General features: G+C 69.1%; 19 protein-coding genes. 12 read left to right on the top strand and 7 right to left on the bottom strand.

Annotation, left to right across the window (positions count from 1 at the left end; translation table 11 throughout):
* Positions 1 to 72: 72 nt before the first annotated feature.
* The 3 genes from ACE3OG_RS03035 to ACE3OG_RS03025 all read right to left on the bottom strand — a co-directional run bounded on the left by ACE3OG_RS03035 (position 73) and on the right by ACE3OG_RS03025 (position 4,928).
* Positions 73 to 210 carry a hypothetical protein gene (locus ACE3OG_RS03035; RefSeq protein ID WP_374305975.1) on the bottom strand — a complete coding sequence of 46 codons (138 nt, stop codon included), beginning with the start codon at positions 208 to 210 and terminating at the stop codon, positions 73 to 75.
* 591 nt (positions 211 to 801) lie between these two features.
* Positions 802 to 2,607 (bottom strand): translation elongation factor 4, encoded by a 1,806-nt coding sequence (lepA, locus tag ACE3OG_RS03030; protein WP_374305974.1) that lies wholly within the window; start codon positions 2,605 to 2,607, stop codon positions 802 to 804.
* Positions 2,608 to 2,663: 56 nt separating this feature from the next.
* On the bottom strand, positions 2,664 to 4,928 hold the full coding sequence (locus tag ACE3OG_RS03025; RefSeq protein WP_374305973.1) for a hypothetical protein: 2,265 nt from the start codon (positions 4,926 to 4,928) through the stop codon (positions 2,664 to 2,666).
* A 227-nt stretch (positions 4,929 to 5,155) separates the two neighbouring features.
* Between ACE3OG_RS03025 and ACE3OG_RS03020 the strand changes: the two genes are divergently transcribed.
* The gene (locus tag ACE3OG_RS03020; protein ID WP_374305972.1) at positions 5,156 to 6,040 is read left to right on the top strand and encodes a hypothetical protein; all 885 of its coding nucleotides are present in this window, start codon (positions 5,156 to 5,158) and stop codon (positions 6,038 to 6,040) included.
* Between the two features lie 12 nt (positions 6,041 to 6,052).
* Here the strand turns inward: ACE3OG_RS03020 and ACE3OG_RS03015 are convergent, their stop codons facing one another.
* Both ACE3OG_RS03015 and ACE3OG_RS03010 read right to left on the bottom strand, forming a co-directional pair.
* Entirely contained in the window at positions 6,053 to 7,042 is a 990-nt protein-coding gene (locus ACE3OG_RS03015; RefSeq protein ID WP_374305971.1) for a tyrosine recombinase XerC, read from the bottom strand.
* A 55-nt stretch (positions 7,043 to 7,097) separates the two neighbouring features.
* On the bottom strand, positions 7,098 to 7,418 hold the full coding sequence (locus tag ACE3OG_RS03010) for a DUF1476 domain-containing protein (RefSeq protein ID WP_374305970.1): 321 nt from the start codon (positions 7,416 to 7,418) through the stop codon (positions 7,098 to 7,100).
* Positions 7,419 to 7,829: 411 nt separating this feature from the next.
* Between ACE3OG_RS03010 and purC the strand changes: the two genes are divergently transcribed.
* The 8 genes from purC to grxD all read left to right on the top strand — a co-directional run bounded on the left by purC (position 7,830) and on the right by grxD (position 13,600).
* The gene (gene purC / locus ACE3OG_RS03005; protein WP_374305969.1) at positions 7,830 to 8,624 is read left to right on the top strand and encodes a phosphoribosylaminoimidazolesuccinocarboxamide synthase; all 795 of its coding nucleotides are present in this window, start codon (positions 7,830 to 7,832) and stop codon (positions 8,622 to 8,624) included.
* Positions 8,625 to 8,763: 139 nt separating this feature from the next.
* Entirely contained in the window at positions 8,764 to 9,003 is a 240-nt protein-coding gene (gene purS / locus ACE3OG_RS03000) for a phosphoribosylformylglycinamidine synthase subunit PurS (RefSeq protein ID WP_374305967.1), read from the top strand.
* Positions 9,004 to 9,046: 43 nt separating this feature from the next.
* A complete protein-coding gene (purQ, locus tag ACE3OG_RS02995; protein ID WP_374305965.1) occupies positions 9,047 to 9,739 on the top strand; it encodes a phosphoribosylformylglycinamidine synthase subunit PurQ in 693 nt (230 codons plus the stop codon).
* A 57-nt stretch (positions 9,740 to 9,796) separates the two neighbouring features.
* Complete coding sequence (locus ACE3OG_RS02990; RefSeq protein ID WP_374305964.1) at positions 9,797 to 10,024, top strand: hypothetical protein; 228 nt, start codon at positions 9,797 to 9,799, stop codon at positions 10,022 to 10,024.
* A 29-nt stretch (positions 10,025 to 10,053) separates the two neighbouring features.
* On the top strand, positions 10,054 to 10,671 hold the full coding sequence (locus tag ACE3OG_RS02985; RefSeq protein ID WP_374305963.1) for a hypothetical protein: 618 nt from the start codon (positions 10,054 to 10,056) through the stop codon (positions 10,669 to 10,671).
* Positions 10,668 to 12,905 (top strand): phosphoribosylformylglycinamidine synthase subunit PurL, encoded by a 2,238-nt coding sequence (purL, locus tag ACE3OG_RS02980; RefSeq protein WP_374305962.1) that lies wholly within the window; start codon positions 10,668 to 10,670, stop codon positions 12,903 to 12,905. The genes ACE3OG_RS02985 and purL overlap by 4 nt, the downstream gene beginning before the upstream one ends.
* Before the next feature lie 78 nt (positions 12,906 to 12,983).
* The gene (locus tag ACE3OG_RS02975) at positions 12,984 to 13,217 is read left to right on the top strand and encodes a BolA/IbaG family iron-sulfur metabolism protein (RefSeq protein ID WP_374305961.1); all 234 of its coding nucleotides are present in this window, start codon (positions 12,984 to 12,986) and stop codon (positions 13,215 to 13,217) included.
* 44 nt (positions 13,218 to 13,261) lie between these two features.
* Complete coding sequence (grxD, locus tag ACE3OG_RS02970) at positions 13,262 to 13,600, top strand: Grx4 family monothiol glutaredoxin (RefSeq protein WP_374305960.1); 339 nt, start codon at positions 13,262 to 13,264, stop codon at positions 13,598 to 13,600.
* Between the two features lie 232 nt (positions 13,601 to 13,832).
* Here grxD and ACE3OG_RS02965 read toward each other — a convergent pair whose 3' ends face one another.
* Positions 13,833 to 14,498: a TlpA disulfide reductase family protein gene (locus tag ACE3OG_RS02965; protein WP_374305959.1), complete on the bottom strand. Its 666-nt coding sequence runs from the start codon at positions 14,496 to 14,498 to the stop codon at positions 13,833 to 13,835.
* 71 nt (positions 14,499 to 14,569) lie between these two features.
* On the opposite strand from ACE3OG_RS02965, the gene argH reads away from it, so the two are divergent.
* Both argH and ACE3OG_RS02955 read left to right on the top strand, forming a co-directional pair.
* Positions 14,570 to 15,967 (top strand): argininosuccinate lyase, encoded by a 1,398-nt coding sequence (argH, locus tag ACE3OG_RS02960; RefSeq protein WP_374305957.1) that lies wholly within the window; start codon positions 14,570 to 14,572, stop codon positions 15,965 to 15,967.
* Positions 15,964 to 16,629, top strand: a complete 666-nt coding sequence (locus ACE3OG_RS02955) for an alpha/beta hydrolase (RefSeq protein WP_374305956.1) — start codon at positions 15,964 to 15,966, stop codon at positions 16,627 to 16,629. The genes argH and ACE3OG_RS02955 overlap by 4 nt, the downstream gene beginning before the upstream one ends.
* Before the next feature lie 37 nt (positions 16,630 to 16,666).
* On the opposite strand, the gene ACE3OG_RS02950 is transcribed toward ACE3OG_RS02955, so the two are convergent.
* The gene (locus ACE3OG_RS02950) at positions 16,667 to 17,593 is read right to left on the bottom strand and encodes a LysR family transcriptional regulator (protein ID WP_374305955.1); all 927 of its coding nucleotides are present in this window, start codon (positions 17,591 to 17,593) and stop codon (positions 16,667 to 16,669) included.
* Positions 17,594 to 17,696: 103 nt separating this feature from the next.
* Between ACE3OG_RS02950 and ACE3OG_RS02945 the strand changes: the two genes are divergently transcribed.
* On the top strand, positions 17,697 to 18,755 hold the full coding sequence (locus ACE3OG_RS02945; RefSeq protein ID WP_374305954.1) for a class 1 fructose-bisphosphatase: 1,059 nt from the start codon (positions 17,697 to 17,699) through the stop codon (positions 18,753 to 18,755).
* Positions 18,756 to 18,825 lie beyond the last annotated feature (70 nt).

Genomic DNA, 18,825 nt, shown 5'->3' with positions numbered 1-18,825 from the left:
CTGCGGGCGCGCCTTGCCGGGCGCCTCGAGCCGAGGAGACGCGCAGCAGCCGGCGCCTGTCAAGGAGGGCGATCAACCGCCCATCTTCAGCGCGGCGACGAAGGCCTCCTGCGCGATCTTGGCGTTGCCCAACCGGCGCATCGTCTCTTCGTCGCGCCTGCCCTGCTCGAACCGGCGGCCGGAACTATGTTCTTTCTTTGTTCTAGACATGCGCAAGCTTCGCCGCTTATGCTTTTGGCGAATGCCCGCCCCCGATTTCCCAAATGAAAGCAATATCTGTGTCCGCGAATACACAAATAGGCGCAGATCAAGCGATCCAGATTTTCTCCGGTATTTACGGGCAGTTCGTCTGGTTCGTTCGCTGCGAGGCCTTTGGCGTCCTGAGGCTCAATTCGGCGACCCTCATCTACACGTTCAAGCGCCCATGACCAGTCGACGAAAATCTCCAGACGGGTCCGCCTTCATGACGCGCGTGGCGCAGCCGGAGGGACAATGGCGTCTTTTTGTCGAAGGCGGCGATTGGCGCGTTGAAGCCAATGGATATTCCTGCGCCAGGACCGACGAATCGCCGTTGGAGCGGCGGCCTTCTCTTATCTCGACGGGCAGAAGCCGACCTCGGTCGCCTACGCCGGCGCCAGCGGCGAATGGCTGTTCGATTTCGAGTTCGGCGGCCGGCTCCCGATCAAAGCGGCGCCGCCGGACCCCGAGCCCGATCTCCTTTCACAATGGATCCTGTTCTTCGAGGCGGGCGGATGTCTTTATTGCGGCGCGAGCGAGCGGCTGTTTCTCGGCGAGCGAGCGTCACCCGTCCATCTTCAGCGCGGCGATGAACGCCTCCTGCGGGATCTCGACCTTGCCGAACTGGCGCATCTTCTTCTTGCCGGCCTTCTGCTTCTCCAGAAGCTTGCGCTTGCGGGTGGCGTCGCCGCCGTAGCACTTCGCCGTCACGTCCTTGCGCAGCGCGCGCACCGTCTCTCTCGCGATGATCTTGCCGCCGATCGCCGCCTGGATCGGGATCTGGAACATATGCGGCGGGATCAGCTCCTTCAGCTTCTCGACCATCGCCCTGCCGCGCAGGTCGGCGCGGTCGCGATGCACCAGCATGGAGAGCGCGTCGACCGGCTCGGCGTTGACGAGGATCGACATCTTCACGAGGTCGCCGGGGCGATAGTCGGTGATCGCGTAGTCGAAGCTGGCGTAGCCCTTCGAGATCGACTTCAGCCGGTCGTAGAAGTCGAACACCACTTCGTTGAGCGGCAGGTCGTAGACGGCCATGGCGCGTTTGCCGACGTAATTGAGATCGACCTGAATCCCGCGCCGCTCCTGGCAGAGCTTCAGCACCGCGCCGAGATAGTCGTCGGGGGTGAGGATCGTCGCCCGGATCCACGGCTCCTCGATCGTCTCGATCTTCGTCGGGTCCGGCATGTCGGCCGGATTGTGCAGTTCGATCGTCGTCCCGTCACGCTGGACGATGCGGTAGACGACGCTGGGCGCGGTGGCGATGAGGTCGAGGTTGAACTCGCGCTCCAGCCGCTCCTGGATGATCTCGAGGTGCAGAAGGCCGAGGAAGCCGCAGCGGAAGCCGAAGCCGAGCGCGGCCGAGCTCTCCATTTCGTAGCTGAAGCTCGCGTCGTTGAGGCGCAGCTTGCCCATCGCCGCGCGCAGGTCGTCGAAATCGGCGGCGTCGACCGGAAAGAGGCCGCAGAACACCACGGGCTGGGCCGGCTTGAATCCCGGCAGCGGCGCGGCGCAGGGGCGGCGCTCGTCGGTCACCGTGTCGCCTACTCTGGTGTCGGCGACCTGCTTGATCTGCGCGGTGATGAAGCCGACCTCGCCGGGGCCGAGCTGCGCGACGTCCTGCATCTTGGGGCGGAACACGCCCAAGCGGTCGACCTCGTAATGGGCGCCCGTCCCCATCATCTCGATGCGCTGACCCTTGCGCAGCGCGCCGTCGACGACGCGCACCATGACCACGACGCCGAGATAGGGATCGTACCAGGAATCGACGAGCAGCGCCTTGAGCGGCGCCGCCTCGTCGCCCTTTGGCGGCGGCAGGCGCGTGACGATGGCCTCGAGCACGTCGCCGATCCCGAGCCCCGTCTTGGCCGAGATCAGCACAGCGTTCGAGGCGTCGAGGCCGATCACGTCCTCGATCTGCTGCTTGATCCGCTCGGGCTCGGCGGCCGGCAGGTCGATCTTGTTCAGCACCGGCACGATCTCGTGGCCGGCGTCGAGCGCGTGATAGACGTTGGCGAGCGTCTGCGCCTCGACCCCCTGGCTCGCGTCGACGACGAGCAGCGAGCCCTCGCAGGCGGCGAGCGAGCGCGAGACCTCATAGGCGAAGTCGACGTGGCCGGGCGTGTCCATCAGGTTCAGGACATAGGCCTTCCCGTCCTGCGCCCGGTATTCGAGGCGCACCGTCTGCGCCTTGATGGTGATGCCGCGCTCGCGCTCGATGTCCATCGAATCGAGCACCTGCTCGACCATTTCGCGCTCGGCGAGCGTTCCGGTCTCCTGGATCAGGCGGTCGGCGAGGGTCGACTTGCCATGGTCGATATGCGCGACGATGGAGAAGTTGCGGATGTTTGCGATCGGGTGCTCGGCCATCCGCGGCAGATAGCAGGAGGGGCGGGGTTTTGGAAGCGCCGGCCGCCCCTTCCCCCTTAGGTGCTCGGCGATCCGGGGCACACGACGGCGTAGTCCCACGCGGTGCCAGGATCGGTGCCGTAGACGATCACGTCGATCGACTGCGCCTTGCCGTCGTTGGCGAGCGCCGCCGTCAGCGTTCCGCCGCCCGACACCGGGCCGCCGGTCGTCGCGACGCGCTCGCCGCGGTAGAACACGTCCATCGCGTCGGGGATCGAATACATCTGGTACTGGATCGAGACGCTCTTGACGCCGAAGCCGAGCTGGTAGGTCGACTGCTGGCCGCTGGGTCCGGTGTAGCCGCCAGACGCCTGGCCGAGCGAGATCGCCGTCGTCGGCGTCGCCGCCGCCTTCTGCGCCGCCTTGACGCCCTGCACGATCTTCGCCCGCGCGCGCAGGTTGACGAGATAGGAGTCGACGAACAGGTGGCGGTAAAGCGCGTCATAGGGCGCGCCGACGCCGGTCAGCGTCGGCCCCAGAATCCGCGTGCGCAGCGCGCGCGCCGCGTTGACCACCTTGTCGTCGTCGCGCGTCGCGCTGGAGGCGAGGCCGAGCTTGCCGGCGCCCGCGACATGGTCGTCGGTCGAGGCGACGGCGGCGATCCCGACATAGGGCGTCGCGGCGGAGGAAAGCTGCTCCACCGCGTCGTCGGCGAGGATATTGCCCTGCGAATGCGCCACGACCAGCGCGCGGTAGCCCGCCGCGACGTCGGTCGAAAGGATCGAGGCGATGTTGGAGCTCGCCCCGGAGTCGGCGAGGATCGCGCCGCGCGCGTACTGGTCGACGGCGTAGGCGGCGACCGCGGCCGGCAGCTTGGCGACGTCGAGCAGCGCGGCGAAGGCGCGCACCCTGAACTGCGTCACGTCCTCGGCGTCGAGCTTGTAGGTGTTGAGGAGGGCGCTCGACACGCCGCCGATCTTGGTCGGGTTGGGATTGGCGACGGCCTTGACGTTGAGGCTGCCGGACGGCAGGCCGAGCCCCGTCTCGAAGGCCGAGCGCATGGCGTCGACCTGCTGCTTGGCGTCGACCGGCGCCGCGCCGAGGCCCGCCACATAGACATATTCGTCACGCGTGCAGGACTTGTTGGAGCCGAAGGTCGTCAGCGGGACGGTCGCGCCCGGCGCCTGCGCGGCCGGGGCGGCGGCGCGCTGCGCGTCCCTGCTCGCGCGGGCCAGCGCCTGCTCGCCCAAAGCCTGCGCGGGCGTCGCCGTTCTGGCCGCCGTCGCCTTGGCGGCGGTGAAATAGCGTCCGAGCCCCTGAATGAACTGCGAGCACTGGTTGGGGGCGGACGCGCTGACGTCCTGCTCGCCGATCGCCGAGGTGCCGAGCTGGCCGAGCAGATTGAGGAAGACGGCGCCCCTCGACAGGCTGCTGAAGACGACGCGGTCGAGCGCCGCCTCGGCCGGCCCGAACGCGATCGGCGTCAGGTCGCGCACGCATTGATAGGCGACGAGGTCGCGCGTCGTCGCCGCGACGGCGTCGGACTGGGCCGGGCTCGACTTGCCGAGATAGTCGAGATAGGCGGCGGCGCGCTCGCGCAGGGCGCCACGCAGGCGCATCGAGCCCGCGCCGTCGATCGCGGCGATCGCCTTCGCCGTCGCGGCGGGAATGGAATAGGCGCTCCTGTCCGGGACGGGATTGGCGGTCGAGACGTTCTCGAAATCGTCGCGCGCGTAGGCGGCCTTGCCGGCCGCGACGCTCGTCACGGTGATCTTCGTCAGCCCGTCGGTCGTCGCGACGCGGGACTTGGGCAGGATCGCGACGCTTCCCGTCGCGGCCGAGCCGGACGCGAGGGTCAGCACCTTGGTCGAGGCGCCCTGGTTCTCGACGAAGGCGAGGCCGCCCGAAGCGGCGGCGTACCAGCCCGTCTCGGGGCCGGCCGGGTCGATCGGCGCGGCGAGGCCCTGCGAGACGAACTCGTCGCGGACCAGGGCGTAGGTCTTGCCCTTGAAGACGAGCGAGCCGGTCGAGGCGTCCGAGAAGCTGAGCGCGAAGGTCTCGCCGCCGGGCTGCGGGCCGGGCGTCGTGTACGGGGGCTTGCCGTTGAGCGAAAAGCCGTTGCCGGACATGTCGGCGTTGGTCCTGACCGTCGTCGCGACGGAGGCGCCCGAGCCCTGGAGCACCGCGATCCGATAGGTGTTGAACTGGCGCTCGACGGCCACGGCGATCGTCTTGTCGGCGCTCGCCTTCCAGTAGCCGGTGACGTCGAGGACGGCGGCCTGCGCGCCCGCGCTCCATGCGCCGACAAGGCTGGCCAGAGCGAATTTGACTGTCGAACGCATGGTCACATGCCCCTGATGGAAAACGTTTAATTTAAATTGTCATTGCGGCGCCGCGCGAGGCGCGTTCGCGCATGCTGCGCCGCAGGGGAATAGCTCCGCGCCCGCTTGTCAAGGTCCGCTTGGGTCATGACGCAGGGGCGCGCCGGTTTGCGCCCGTTCGCGTCATGTGCGCAGGCGCGCCGCAGTCCGGCGGCGTCCGGCGAGAATGGAGCTGAAGGAGGCGCCCGATGACGACGTTCATCGTGTTCTACGACGTCAACGACGAGGACGTGGCGGCGATGGGCCAGCGCCGCGCGAGGGAGCTCAACGCCCAGGCGATCGGGATCCGGGACGCGCCACACCTCAAGAGCGAGCTCGAACGCCTCAAGAAGGAAGGCGCGAAGGCCGACCGGTTCCTGTTCTACGCCCATGGCGACCCGGGCGGCGTGCATTTCGGGTCGAGCGTCCTGACCGCCGGGCGGATCGCCTCGGAGTTTTCGGGCCAGGGCTTCGAGACCGTGTTCCTGCCGGGCGCGCGCGTTTTCTTTCCGAGCTGCGACCTCGGCGCGGTCAAGGCCGGCTGCGAGAGCGTGGCGCAGGCCTGCTATCTCACCGACAACGGCCTCGTGTTCCTGATCAAGTTCGCCGAGGTGTTCCTTTCGCGCGGCGGGCGCGTCGGCGCGACCGACACGACGGGATTCGGCTTCTTCCCAAGCCTGTTCGGCTCGACGGTCTATCATCTCAACTATGCGAGCGAGACGACCTATGCGCTCGCCTCGCCCGGCGGGCGCGTGCGCCTCGCCTCCGGCGCCGAGATCGACGATATCGGCGGCACGTCATGGAAGGTCGACGTCGGCGCGACGAGCCGGACCTATGAGTTCAGGACGGACGGCTCGGTCGCGCGCTTCGACGAATCCGATTCTTCGGCGTGGAGCTGGGCCCCTCCTTCGCAGGAGGGTCCGGGCGGGCGCTGGCGGCTCGAGCGCGATTCGCTTGAAATCTCATGGCCGGACGGGAGCGCGGAAAGCTGGGAGCGGCCGCTCTATACCGGCTTCCAGACCGGCGCGGCGCGGGCGCGCGGGCAGACGCGCAGCCTCTATGCGTCGAAGCGGCCCGGCGCCGCCGTCTGGTAGCGCTCCGCGCCGTCAGCTCGCGCGCGGATGCGCCGCGCGATAGGCCTCGACAAGGCGCGCGCCGTCGACCGCGGCGTAGATCTGCGTCGTCGACAGCGAGGCGTGGCCGAGCAGCTCCTGGATCGCGCGCAGGTCGCCGCCGCGCGAAAGCAGATGGGTGGCGAAGGAATGACGCAGCGCATGCGGCGTCGCCGACGCCGGCAGGCCGAGCGCGCCGCGCAGCCGCTCGACCGTGAGCTGCAGAATTCGCGGCGACAGCGGTCCGCCGCGCGCGCCGACGAACAACGGCCCGTCGGGCGGGAGCGAATAGGGGCAGAGCGCGAGATAGGCTTCGATCCCGCGCCGCACCGGCGCGATCACCGGCGTCTCGCGCGTCTTGCCGCCCTTGCCGACGACGCGCAGCATGTCGCGCTCGCCGACGGGCGCGTCGGCGCGGCGAACGCCCAGCGCCTCGGAGATGCGCAGCCCGGCGCCGTAGAGAAGGCCGAGCGCGGCGGCGTCGCGCGCGCCGATCCACGGCTCGCGGGCGTCGTCATGCATCTGCGAACGGGTCACGGCGCAGGCGGCGTCCTCCGGCAACGCCCGCGGCAGCGGGCGCGGAGCCTTCGGCGCGCGCACGGCGACGAGCGCCGCGCTTTGCGGAAAGCCGCGCCGCTGCAGGAATTTCGCGAAGGAGCGCAGCCCGGCGAGCTGGCGCAGGAGGCTGCGCCCGCCGGTCCCCGCCTCGCGCCGCGCGGCCATGAAGGCGCGAAGATCGACGGGCGTCAGCGCGCCGAAGGCGGAAAGCCCCGCCGGCTCGCCGAAATGGACGGCGGCGAAGGCGAGGAACTGACGCAGGTCGCGGGCGTAGGCCTCGAGCGTGAGGGGCGCCGCGCGTCGCTCGGCGCGCAGGTGGACGATCCAGTCCTGCGCCTGCCGCGCGAGATCGGGCGCGGCGTGCGCGAAGGCCGGCGCGTCGAGGCGAACGCCGTCAGGGGGAGAAGCGGGCCGCGGGGCGGACATGCGCGCATGCTGCCCCGCCGGCGATTAAGAAGGCGTTGCGACGCCCTGCGCCTCGTCAGCCGCCCGTCTTGAGCGCGGCCACGGCGCGGGCCAGCAGTTCGTCCGCCTTGGCGCGCAGCTGATGGTCCGAGAGCGGCGCGCCGGCCTTCTCGAGATCGGCCTTGACGGCGGCGAGGGCGCGCTCGGGGCCTCCTTCTATCTCGCGCTGCACGACCTCCTCGGCGTAGCGCTCGGCCTCCGCGCCGCTCTTGCCGAGCTTGCCGGCGATCCACAAGCCGAACTCGCGGTTGCGCCGGGCGATCGCCCTGAAGCGAATCTCCTCATCATGCGCGAGCTTCGATTCGAAGCCCTGCTCCCTTTTGTCGAAAGTCGTCATAGCGCTCCGTCCGATGGCGGTCCGTCCCGGATCGCGCGGCTGCGCCGCGCTTCCCCGGCGAATGTAGCAGCCATCGCTCAAAACGCCATCGCGCGCGCCGCCGCCGCACCGGATTTTGTCTGTATCCGACGTGCGATGTCTGCTAGAAAAAAAAGACCGATGGGCTTCGAGGAGGATTCGTCCCCGCGCGTTCGAACTGATCATCTCGGATTTGGCATCGGACCGTGCGCATCGCGCCGGTCGACGGCGGTTGCTTGCCTGACTTGTTTCCGGGAGGCGAAAGCGTGTATGACGCGCTTAGAACGCGGCTTTGCGTTGCGCCTCGTCTCGCCCTGGCGGTTTCGGATGAAACGCGCGCCGCGTCGTTCCCCGAATCGCGGACAGGGACGTTCAAATGGAGCCACGCCGCCAATGGATCCTCTCAAGCCACGGTTAATCCCAATGAATCGCCGCCGGCGCATCTATGAAGGCAAGGCTAAGGTGCTCTATGAAGGGCCGGAGCCGGGCACGCTCATCCAGCATTTCAAGGACGATGCGACCGCCTTCGACGCCCGCAAGAACGAGGTGATCGACGGGAAAGGCGTCCTCAACAACCGGATCTCCGAGTTCCTTTTCCAGAATCTCAACGACATCGGGGTGCCGACGCATTTCATCCGTCGCCTCAACATGCGCGAGCAGCTGATCCGCGAGGTCGAGATCATCCCGCTCGAGATCGTCGTGCGCAACGTCGCCGCCGGCTCGCTCGCCTCCCGCCTCGGCGTCGAGGAAGGCACGCAGCTGCCGCGCTCGATCATCGAGTTCTACTTCAAGAACGACGAGCTGCACGATCCGATGGTCTCGGAGGAGCACATCACCGCCTTCGGCTGGGCGAGCCCGCAGGAGATCGACGACATCATGGCCCTCGCCATCAGGGTCAACGATTTCCTGACCGGCCTCTTCCTCGGCGTCGGCATCCGCCTCGTCGACTTCAAGATGGAGTGCGGCCGCCTCTGGGAAGGCGACATGATGCGCATCGCCGTCGCCGACGAGATCTCCCCCGACTCCTGCCGGCTGTGGGACATCAAGTCGAGCGACAAGCTCGACAAGGACCGCTTCCGCCGCGACCTCAACAGCGTCGTCGAGGCCTATAGCGAGGTCGCCCGTCGCCTCGGCATCCTGCAGGAGAACGAGCAGCCGCGCGCCGGCGCGCCCAAGCTCGTGCGCTGAGGCGTCCGGAGTCTCGCGCTAAAACGCGAAAGCCGCGACGAAGGAGCAAGCCGCCGGCCCGCCGGCGGCGCGACGCGGCGAGGGGGAGGCTTCGGCCTCCGTTTTCTTTTCAACGCCCACGGCGAGCAGCGAGATCTCCATGAAAGCCCGCGTCTTCGTGACCCTGCGCAACGGCGTCCTCGATCCGCAGGGCAAGGCCATCGAAGGCGCGCTCAGGTCGCAGGGCGTTGCGGGAATCGAGAGCGTGCGCCAGGGCAAGCTGTTCGACGTCGAGCTCGCCGCAGGCGACCGCGCGGAGGCCGAGGCGACGCTGAGACGGGCCTGCGAAAAGCTGCTCGCCAATCAGGTCGTCGAGGATTTCTCGATCGAGCTGTCCTGACCGCTCCGCCCCCGCCCGTCCCAGCCAAGGAGCGTCCCGGCCCGTGAAAGCCGCCGTCATCCTGTTCCCCGGCTCGAACCGCGAGAAGGACGCCGTCCGCGCGCTCGCTCCGCACGGCGAGGCGCGCGTCGTCTGGCACGCCGAGACCGAGCTTCCCGCCGGCACCGACCTCGTCGTGCTGCCCGGCGGCTTCTCCTACGGCGACTATCTGCGCTGCGGGGCCATCGCCGCCCATGCGCCGGTCATGGCCGCGGTGCGCGCCCACGCCGAGCGCGGCGGGCTCGTGCTCGGGGTTTGCAACGGCTTCCAGATTCTCGTCGAGTTCGGCTTGCTGCCGGGCGTCCTGATGCGCAACGCCGGGCTGCATTTCATCTGCCGCATGCAGCATCTGCGCGTCGAGCGGACGGACACGCCCTTCGCCGGCGCCTACGCGCCCGGCCAGACGATCGAGGTCGCGATCGCCCATGGCGAGGGCAATTACGAGGCGGACGCGCAAACCCTGCTGCGCCTCGAAGGCGAGGGGCTGGTCGCCTTCCGCTATTGCGACGGCGCCGGGAACGTCGCCGACGAGGCCAACCCCAACGGCTCGGCCAACAACATCGCCGGGATCTATTCCGAGCGCTTCAACGTGCTCGGCATGATGCCGCATCCCGAGAACCTGATCGATCCGCTCGTCGGCGGAACCGACGGGCGCGGCCTGTTTTCGAGCATGGACACATGGTTCAAGGCGGCTTGACCTGTCGACGTCCTTTTTGCCCCTCGTCTCCCACGTCATGGAGCTGAAAAGCCGGTTTTGACGAAAAATTTCAAACCAGGCCGCTGGTTCTGGGCGTTTCTGAAACGATATCTTCTCTTCACCCTCGCCGTCATCGGCGCGACGCGCGCCTATTCCTGGCTTTTCGGCTATGATGCCGAAGTCATGCGCTGGACGGTGACGCACCGGCCGCTCACAGCGGTCATATTGACATGTTCGGCCGTGCTTTACGCCGCTTACGATCTCCTGCAGGAGGAAGACAGATAATGCCGCTTCCTGTCCTTCTGGCGTGCGTCATGCTGCTTGGCTGGCCGCTTCTGAAGCTCGTCGCAACACTCATTAGCCAGCCGCTCTGGCGACGCGCGAAAATTCTGGCGGCGCAGATCAAGGCGGACGAAAGCTATGGCGCGGCCGAGCGCGCGAGGGTCGACCGCACGATGGCGCACGCGAAAGGCGAGCCGCTGCAAATTCTCATGCCCGTGTTCGTGCTGGCCGGCGGCGTCGCTTTCGCGTTCACGCATCCTTTCGACGTCGTCTCGATGTTAAACGGCGGCCAAAGTCTTGCTGCGGAAAATGCGAGGCAAGAACTGCTGTTGCAGCAGGAATATCGAGAATTTGAAGCGAGCTTAGTTGAGCTTGACGCGGAGGCGTCATTTGCGCCCAAGCTTCCGGACGGCTCGCTCCTGTGGAGCGACGATCGATTCGAACGTCTTTGCGATCTCGCGTTCAGCCTCGCTGCGCTGAGATATCCTGTCTCCTCTCTGCTCACGGCGCTCGCGGCGCTCGTCGTGGCTCCGCTCATCTTCGTCGGCGCGGGCCTGCGCGCGTCGGCATGGCTGGTCTTGCGCCGGCTCGTCCTTTCCTCCGCTTACTCCAGCCGGATTTTCGCCCGGTCGGTCGGGGTCATTTCGTGACAAGCACTGTTGAAAACCGCGATGCGCATGCGACCGCCGAACCCGAAGTCACTCCCGAACTCGCCGTCGCGCATGGGCTGAAGCCGGACGAATACGAGCGCATCCTCGCCCTCATCGGCCGCGTCCCGAGCTTCACCGAGCTCGGGATCTTCTCGGCGATGTGGAACGAGCACTGCTCGTACAAATCCTCGCGTCTGCACCTGCGCAAGCTGCCGACCAAGGCGCCCTGGGTGATTCAAGGCCCGGGCGAGAACGCCGGCGTCATCGACGTCGGCGACGGCGAGGCCTGCGTCTTCAAGATGGAGAGCCACAACCATCCCTCCTACATCGAGCCCTTCCAGGGCGCGGCGACGGGGGTCGGCGGCATATTGCGCGACGTGTTCACCATGGGCGCGCGGCCCGTGGCGTGCCTCAATCTCCTGCGCTTCGGCGCGCCGGAGCATCCGAAGACGCGCCATCTCGTCTCGGGCGTCGTCGCCGGCATAGGCTCCTACGGCAACAGCTTCGGCGTGCCGACCGTCGGCGGCTCGACCTGCTTCGATCCGGGCTATGACGGCAACATCCTCGTCAACGCCATGGCGGTCGGCGTGGCGCGGGCCGACGAGATCTTCTACGCCAAGGCGACGGGCGTCGGAAATCCGATCGTCTATCTCGGCTCGAAGACCGGGCGCGACGGCATCCATGGCGCGACCATGGCCTCGGCGTCCTTCGAGGCCGACGCAGAGGAGAAGCGCCCGACCGTGCAGGTCGGCGATCCTTTCACTGAAAAACTGCTGCTCGAAGCCTGCCTCGAGCTGATGGCGACGGGCGCGGTCATCGCCATCCAGGACATGGGCGCGGCCGGCCTCACCTCCTCGGCCGTCGAGATGGGCGCCAAGGGCGACCTCGGGATCGAGCTCGACCTCGACGCCACGCCCTGCCGCGAACCCGGCATGAGCGCCTATGAGATGCTGCTCTCGGAAAGCCAGGAGCGCATGCTGATGGTGCTCGACCCCGGCAAGGCGGAGGCCGCCAAGGCCGCCTTCGTCAAATGGGGGCTCGACTTCGCGGTGATCGGGCGCACCACCGACACGCTGCGCTTCGTCGTCAAGCACAGGGGCGAGGTCAAGGCCGACCTGCCGATCAAGGAGCTCGGCGACGCCGCCCCGCTCTACGACCGTCCGCACGTTCCAACGCCGAAGCCCGCCGTCGTCGATCCCGCAGGAGTCGCCCCACCCTGCCCCGACGACGCGGCGCTGGTCCGGCTGCTCGCGACCCCCGACCTCTGCTCGAAGCGCTGGATCCATGAGCAGTACGACCATCTCATTCTGGGCAATACGGTCATCCGCCCCGGCGCGGACGCGGCGCTCGTGCGGCTCGGCGACGGGCCGAAGGGGCTGGCGCTGACCACCGACGTCACCGCGCGCTATTGCGCCGCCGATCCGGTCGAGGGCGGCAAGCAGGCCGTGGCGGAAGCCTGGCGCAACATCACCGCCGTCGGCGCCCAGCCGCGCGCCGTGACCGACAACCTCAATTTCGGCAATCCCGAGCGGCCGGAGACGATGGGTCAGTTCGTCGGCTGCCTCGACGGGATCGGGCAGGCCTGCCGGGCGCTCGACTTCCCGATCGTCTCCGGCAACGTCTCGCTCTACAACGAGAGCGCCGGCAAGGGCATTCCGCCGACCCCGGCGATCGGCGGCGTCGGCGTGATCGACGACGTGTCGAAGGCCGCGACGCCCGGCTTCAAGGCGCACGGCGACGTCATCCTCGTCATCGGCGAGACGAAGGGCTGGCTCGGCCAGTCCGTCTATCTGCGCGACCTCTGCAAGCGCGCCGAAGGCGCGCCGCCGCCGGTCGACCTCGCGGCGGAAAGGCGCAACGGCGACTTCGTCCGCGGCCTCGTCCTGTCGGGGACGGCGCGCGCGGCGCATGACGTCTCGGACGGCGGCCTCGCCGTGGCGCTCGCCGAGATGGCGCTCGCCGGCGGGATCGGCGCGCGCGTTTCGCCTGGTCCGGGCCTTCCCTCGCACGCCTTCTGGTTCGGCGAGGACCAGGCGCGCTATGTCGTCGCAGTCGCCGCCTCCGCGGCCAGCCGCGTCGAGAAGGAGGCGCGCGCCGCCGGCGTCCCCGTTCTGCGGCTCGGCGAGACCGGCGGGACGGCGTTGACCCTCGGCGACGGCTGTTCGATAGTCCTCGAAGACCTCAGGGCGGCGTTCGAGGGCTGGCTGCCGTCCTATATGGCCGGGACGATCTGAGCCGCGCCTTCGGCCGCCGCCGACGGCTATGGATTCATTCGCGCCGCGCGACGCGGCGAACGTCAGGACCTTATCGCCATGCCCATGGAAGCCGAGGACATCGAGAAGCTCATCAAGACCGGCATTCCCGACGCCGTGGTCGAGCTCGCCGACCTCGTCGGCGACAAGGACCATTGGTCCGCGCGGATCACCTCCGCCGAGTTCGTCGGCAAGTCGAAGGTCCAGCAGCACCAGATCGTCTACAAGGCGCTCGGAGCCTATCTCGGCGGCCCCCTCCACGCATTGCAGCTGACGACGCAGGCGCCCAAATAGGCGCCTGAGAGCAAACGCCGTCAAACTCGAAAGGAAAAAGGCCCATGGCCATCAAGGACGAGCTTCAGTCGATCGTCGATTCGAACGACGTCGTTCTCTTCATGAAAGGGACGCCGAACTTCCCGCAATGCGGCTTCTCCGGCCAGGTCGTCCAGATTCTGTCCTATCTCGAGGCTCCCTATAAGGCGGTGAACTGCCTCGAGAGCGACGCGGTGCGCCAGGGAATCAAGGAGTTCTCCAACTGGCCGACCTTCCCGCAGCTCTACGTCAAGGGCGAGTTCGTCGGCGGCTGCGACATCGTCCGCGAGATGTTCCAGTCGGGCGAGCTGGCGTCGCTGCTGGCGAGCAAGGGCGTCCCGGTCAAGGCTCCGGCCAAGGCCTGACCGATGCGGATGGCCGAGCGGCGGCTTCGCCGCGTCCTGACGTCGGGAAAGCGCCACGCCCGTGTCGCAAGCCGAACGTCCGGCGCGGTTCCGGCCGCCGGCGCTCCCGCCGGCCCCTGGGGGCCGCGGCCGTCCCGCGACGCCGACGTCTCGCCCACGACGGCTTCGCGCGGCGCGGGCGAGTTTTTGCGAATCCTGCTGCGGCTTCTGCGCCGCCTCGCCTTGTTGCGGCTTATTTTCGCGCGGCGCTGACCACGGCGAGCGCGTCGGCCGAATCCCATTCGGCGGCGCCGGCCAGAACGGCGAGGCCGCAGCCCTCGCGGTCGATCAGCAGCGTCGTCGGCAGGCCAAGGCCCAGCCCTTCCGCCTTCAGGACCTGCAGCGCGTCGGCGCTCGGGTCCGCGTAAAAGGCCAGATTCTTCACGCCGATCTCGGCGAGGAAAGCCTTCGGACGCTCGAGCCGCGCGGTGTCGACGTTGACCGCGACAACGGCGAAATCCTCAGCCCCCGCCTTCCCCTGCAGCCGGTCGAGCGCCGGCATCTCGCGCCGGCAGGGCACGCACCAGGTCGCCCAGAAATTGACCAGCGTCGCCTTGCCCTTGAAGCTCGCGAGGGTCACGGGCGCGCCGTCCGCACTCTTGAAGGCGATCTCCGGCGCGGGGCGCGGCCAGGGCGCGACGGAGAGCGCGGCCATCTCGCCATGCGCCAGCGGCTGCAGCGCCAGCGCGCGCTCGCGCGAGCCGGGACAGGCGGCGGACGGCCCATTGCCGTGACGCGGCGCCATCGCGTAGACAAGAGCCGCTGCGGCGGCGAGGATCGCCGCGCCGGCGAAGGCGAGACGCCGGCGCGCCGCCGCGCGCGAAAGGTTCGGATCGCCCGCCGGCATGATCTTCGCCACTCGCTTCACCCTCCGGTCCGGGCGCGGCCTTTCCGCGCCTCCTCGGCCGTCCTTCTAAAGAGCGCCCGGAAATGAGCAACAAGATGTGGGGCGGCCGCTTCGAAAGCGCGCCCGACGCGATCATGGAGGAGATCAACGCCTCCATCGGCTTCGACTACAAGCTCGCGGCGCAGGACATCGCCGGCTCGAAGGCCCATGTCGCCATGCTGGCGCAGACCGGGATCGTGACGCAGGAGGACGCGGCGGCGATCGCGCGCGGCCTCGACGAGATCCGCGCCGAGATCGAAAGCGGCGAATTCGCCTTCTCGCGCGCGCTCGAAGACATCCACATGAACGTCGAATCGCGCCTCGCCGCCCTGATCGGGCCGACGGCCGGGCGCCTCCACACCGCGCGCTCGCGCAACGACCAGGTGGCGCTCGACTTCCGTCTTTGGGTGCGCGACGCGCTCGATTCGCTCGACGCCCAGCTCGCCGCTTTCCAGCTCGCCCTCGCCCGCAAGGCGGCGGACCACGCCGACGCGGTGATGCCCGGCTTCACCCACATGCAGTCGGCGCAGCCCGTCACCTTCGGCCATCATCTGCTCGCCTGTGTCGAGATGGCCGCGCGCGACCGCTCGCGCTTCTCCGACGCGAGGCGCAGGCTCAACGAATGCCCGCTCGGCGCGGCGGCGCTCGCCGGCACGTCCTTTCCGATCGACCGCGCGACGACGGCCGGGGCGCTCGGCTTCGACAGGCCGACGGCGAATTCGCTCGACAGCGTGTCGGACCGCGACTTCGTGCTCGAATCGCTCGCCGCGGCGGCGATCTGCGCTACGCATCTGTCGCGCTTCGCCGAGGAGATCGTGCTGTGGTCGACGCCGCAGTTCGGCTTCGTGCGGCTTTCGGACAAATTCTCGACCGGCTCCTCGATCATGCCGCAGAAGCGCAACCCCGACGCGGCCGAGCTGGTGCGCGGCAAGACCGGGCGCGTCGTCGGCGCGCTGGTCGGCCTGCTGACCGTGATGAAAGGCCTGCCGCTCGCCTATTCCAAAGACATGCAGGAGGACAAGGAGGGCGCCTTCGACGCCCTGCAGACGCTCTCGCTCTGCCTCGCCGCCATGACCGGCATGGTCGCCGACATGACGCCCGACGTCGCGCGGATGAAGGCCGCGGCGGGCGCGGGCTACGCCACCGCGACCGACCTCGCCGACTGGCTGGTCAAGCGCCTCGGCCTGCCCTTCCGCGAGGCGCATCACGTGACCGGGCGCCTCGTCGCCGTCGCGGCGGGCAAGGGCGTCGGCCTCGAGGACTTGTCTCTTGGCGAGATGCGGGCCGTCGAGCCGCGCATCTCGCAGGAGGTGTTCGACGTGCTCGGCGTCGACAATTCGGTGAGGAGCCGCACGAGCTTCGGCGGAACGGCTCCGGCCAATGTCGCGGCGCAGGCGAAGGCCTGGCTTGAAAGGCTTCGGCCGCCGTCGCCTCGCCCGTGAGCGCCGCGCCGGCGCTTTCCGGGCCGATCCTGCCGCCGGCCGCGGGCGGAGCGCCGAGGCGGCTCGTCGCGCTGCTGCACGGGGTGCGCGCGAGGGGCGAGGACATGATCGCCCGCGCCGGCGCCCTGCGCGCGGCGCTGCCGGACGCCGCGATCTTCGCGCCCGACGCGCCCTTCCCCTGCGACGACGCGCCCGGGACGCGCGAATGGTTCAGCCTCGCCGACCGCGCGCCCGCCGTCCTGCTCGCCGGCGCGCAGGCGGCGGCCGGGCGCCTCGACGCGGCGCTCGACGAACGCCTGCGCGCGCTCGGGCTGGGCGATGGCGCGCTCGCCCTCGTCGGCTTCTCGCAAGGAGCGGCGATGGCGCTGCACGCCGGGCTTCGGCGCAAGAGGCCGGCGACGGGGATCGTCGCCTTCAGCGGCGCCTTCATGGGCGCGCGCGGCGGCGAGATCGCCTCGCGCCCGCCGGTCCTGCTGGTTCACGGCGAGGACGACGCGGTCGTCCCCTTCGCGGCGATGGCGCGCTCGGCGGCGGCGCTGCGCGCGCTCGGCGTTCCCGTCGAGACCCTGGCGCGCCGGGGCCTTGGCCATGACGTCGACGCGGCCGGGCTCGACGCCGCCGCGCGCTTCCTCGCCGCGCCTTTCGGCGCAGGCCTGGCCTGACGGCGATCTTCCAGGCTCCCGCCGCAAATGCTCCGGGCTATTTCACCGGCAGGGCGATCTTGGGCAGGAAGCCGCGCCCGTCGGACAGGATGAAGTCCCACATCGCGCGCGCGGCCGGCGAGGGCTCGCGCGCGGCGGGGCGCACGACGTGCCACTCGCGCATGACCGGCATGCCGATCACGTCGAGTATGGCGATTCGTCCATCCTCCACTTCGGCCTCGATGGTGTGGGCGGAGATGAGGGTGATCCCGAGCCCGGCCATCACCGCCTGCTTGACCGTCTCGTTCGAGCCGATCTCGATGTGCACGCGCGCCGGCTGCATGGCGAGGCCCTCGAAGAAGGCGTCGAAGTTGCGGCGCGTGCCCGAGCCCCCCTCGCGCACGATGAAGGGCTCGAAGCGCAGCTCGTCGCGGGCGAGGCCGACGCGCTTGGTCATCGGGTGGCCGGGCGGCGCGGCGATGACCTGCGGATGCGGGCCGAACACCTCGCTGCGGCACGCGACCTCGGCCGGCGGGAAGCCCATGAGGGCGAGGTCGACCGACTGGTCGCGCAGCGCCGCGACGATGGTCGCGCGGTTGCCGACCGTCACCGCGATCTCGGTGCGCGGATGGCCGCGCGCGAAGGAGGCGATGAGGCGGGGAGCGAAATATTTGGCGGTCGAGGCGACGCCGATGGTGACGCGGCCGGAGTTCTTGTCCTTGTGCGCGGACAGCGTCGCCTTGAGCTCGGCCATGAGACGGTCTATGCGCGTCGCGATGTTGACCACCTCCTGCCCTGCGGCAGTCAGCCGCAGGCGACCGCCCGCGCGGTCGAACAGCGCGACGCCGACGTCGTCCTCGAGCAATTTTATGCGCGACGTCAGCGCCGCGGCGGTCACGTTGAGCACGTCGGCGGCGGCGGCGATGGTGCCGTTCTCGGCGACTGCGACGACGGTCTCGAGATGCTTGATGGTGATCCGGCGCATAGTCCATTTGTAGGAGTTTAGCGGCGCGCCCTCAATGCAAATGGCTTTTCAATCCGCCGCCTTTCGGCGATAAAGCCGCGGGTCGAGAGGGAAAAGGGACGACATGTCGAGAATTTCCGGCGCGGAAGAGCTGAACGCATATCTTCGGCGCGTCGCCGGCGGGAGCGCGCTGATCGAAGCCGCGGCGGAGACGCTCGCCGAAATCGCCGCGACCGGCGCCAAGATGTCGGATCTGATCGGCCTCGGACAGCTCTACGGCAGGCTCGGCGCCGCGCGCGGGACGGAGAATTCCGACGGCGACGCGCAGAAGGAGCTCGACGTCCTCGCCAACGAGATGTTCGTCGAGGCGCTGCGCCGCTCTCCGGTGCGCGCCGTGGTCTCCGAAGAGATGAAGGACGTCGAGGTCCTCGACGAGACGGCGCCTGTCGTCGTCGCCATGGATCCGCTCGACGGCTCATCGAACATCGACGCCAACGTCTCGATCGGGACGATTTTCTCGGTGCTGCCGGCGCTTGCGGAGGCCGCCTCGCCCGAGGCCCATTTCCGGCAGCCGGGCCACGCCCAGATCGCCGCCGGCTTCGTCATCTACGGGCCGCAGACCTCGATCGTCTTCGCGATAGGCGACGGGCCGGTCGAGATCTTCACCCTCGACCGCGCCGACGGGCGCTTCTACCACGCCGCCACCGCCGGGCCGATCCCGGCGCAGACCTCCGAATACGCCGTCAACGCGTCGAACTACCGCCACTGGGAGCCGACCGTGCGCGCCTTCGTCGAGGACTGCGCGCTCGGCGCCGACGGCCCGATGAAGCGCAACTTCAACATGCGCTGGGTCGCCTCGCTCGTCGCCGAGGCCTATCGCATCCTGCTGCGCGGCGGCATCTTTCTGTATCCGGGCGACAACAGGCCGGGCTACGCCGACGGGCGCCTGCGCCTGCTCTACGAAGGCGCTCCGATCGCGTTCCTGATCGAGCGCGCGGGCGGCATGGCGACCGAGGGCGTCGCGCCGCTGCTCGACGTCACGGCCGGGTCCATCCATCAGCGCACACCTTTGGTGTTCGGCTCGGCCGACCCGACACGGCTCGCCGCCGCCTACCGCTCCGACACCAGGGGCTCGGCCGAGCGCGCGCCGCTGTTCGGCGGACGCGGCCTGATGCGCGAGTGAGGCCCCCGCGCGCCGTCGCCGCAGCCTGACGGCGTCCGTCAGACTTCACACGCGGCTATCCAATCGACGC

Source organism: Methylocella sp. (genome assembly GCF_041905455.1).
Lineage (GTDB): Bacteria > Pseudomonadota > Alphaproteobacteria > Rhizobiales > Beijerinckiaceae > Methylocapsa.
The sequence above is the reverse complement of the archived record's forward strand: the minus strand, read 5'-3'. Positions and strand labels throughout refer to the sequence as shown.

Bases quoted from the DNA above. Each gene is read 5' to 3' on its own strand.
- ACE3OG_RS03020 (WP_374305972.1), top strand. From the start codon at position 5,156: ATGACGACGTTCATCGTGTTCTACGACGTCAACGACGAGGACGTGGCG.
- argH (WP_374305957.1), top strand. From the start codon at position 14,570: ATGAGCAACAAGATGTGGGGCGGCCGCTTCGAAAGCGCGCCCGACGCG.
- ACE3OG_RS03025 (WP_374305973.1), bottom strand. From the start codon at position 4,928: ATGCGTTCGACAGTCAAATTCGCTCTGGCCAGCCTTGTCGGCGCATGG.
- lepA (WP_374305974.1), bottom strand. From the start codon at position 2,607: ATGGCCGAGCACCCGATCGCAAACATCCGCAACTTCTCCATCGTCGCG.
- ACE3OG_RS03035 (WP_374305975.1), bottom strand. From the start codon at position 210: ATGTCTAGAACAAAGAAAGAACATAGTTCCGGCCGCCGGTTCGAGCAG.
- ACE3OG_RS02945 (WP_374305954.1), top strand. From the start codon at position 17,697: ATGTCGAGAATTTCCGGCGCGGAAGAGCTGAACGCATATCTTCGGCGC.
- purC (WP_374305969.1), top strand. From the start codon at position 7,830: ATGGATCCTCTCAAGCCACGGTTAATCCCAATGAATCGCCGCCGGCGC.
- ACE3OG_RS02975 (WP_374305961.1), top strand. From the start codon at position 12,984: ATGCCCATGGAAGCCGAGGACATCGAGAAGCTCATCAAGACCGGCATT.
- ACE3OG_RS03015 (WP_374305971.1), bottom strand. From the start codon at position 7,042: ATGTCCGCCCCGCGGCCCGCTTCTCCCCCTGACGGCGTTCGCCTCGAC.
- ACE3OG_RS02985 (WP_374305963.1), top strand. From the start codon at position 10,054: ATGCTGCTTGGCTGGCCGCTTCTGAAGCTCGTCGCAACACTCATTAGC.
- purS (WP_374305967.1), top strand. From the start codon at position 8,764: ATGAAAGCCCGCGTCTTCGTGACCCTGCGCAACGGCGTCCTCGATCCG.
- ACE3OG_RS02950 (WP_374305955.1), bottom strand. From the start codon at position 17,593: ATGCGCCGGATCACCATCAAGCATCTCGAGACCGTCGTCGCAGTCGCC.
- ACE3OG_RS03010 (WP_374305970.1), bottom strand. From the start codon at position 7,418: ATGACGACTTTCGACAAAAGGGAGCAGGGCTTCGAATCGAAGCTCGCG.
- grxD (WP_374305960.1), top strand. From the start codon at position 13,262: ATGGCCATCAAGGACGAGCTTCAGTCGATCGTCGATTCGAACGACGTC.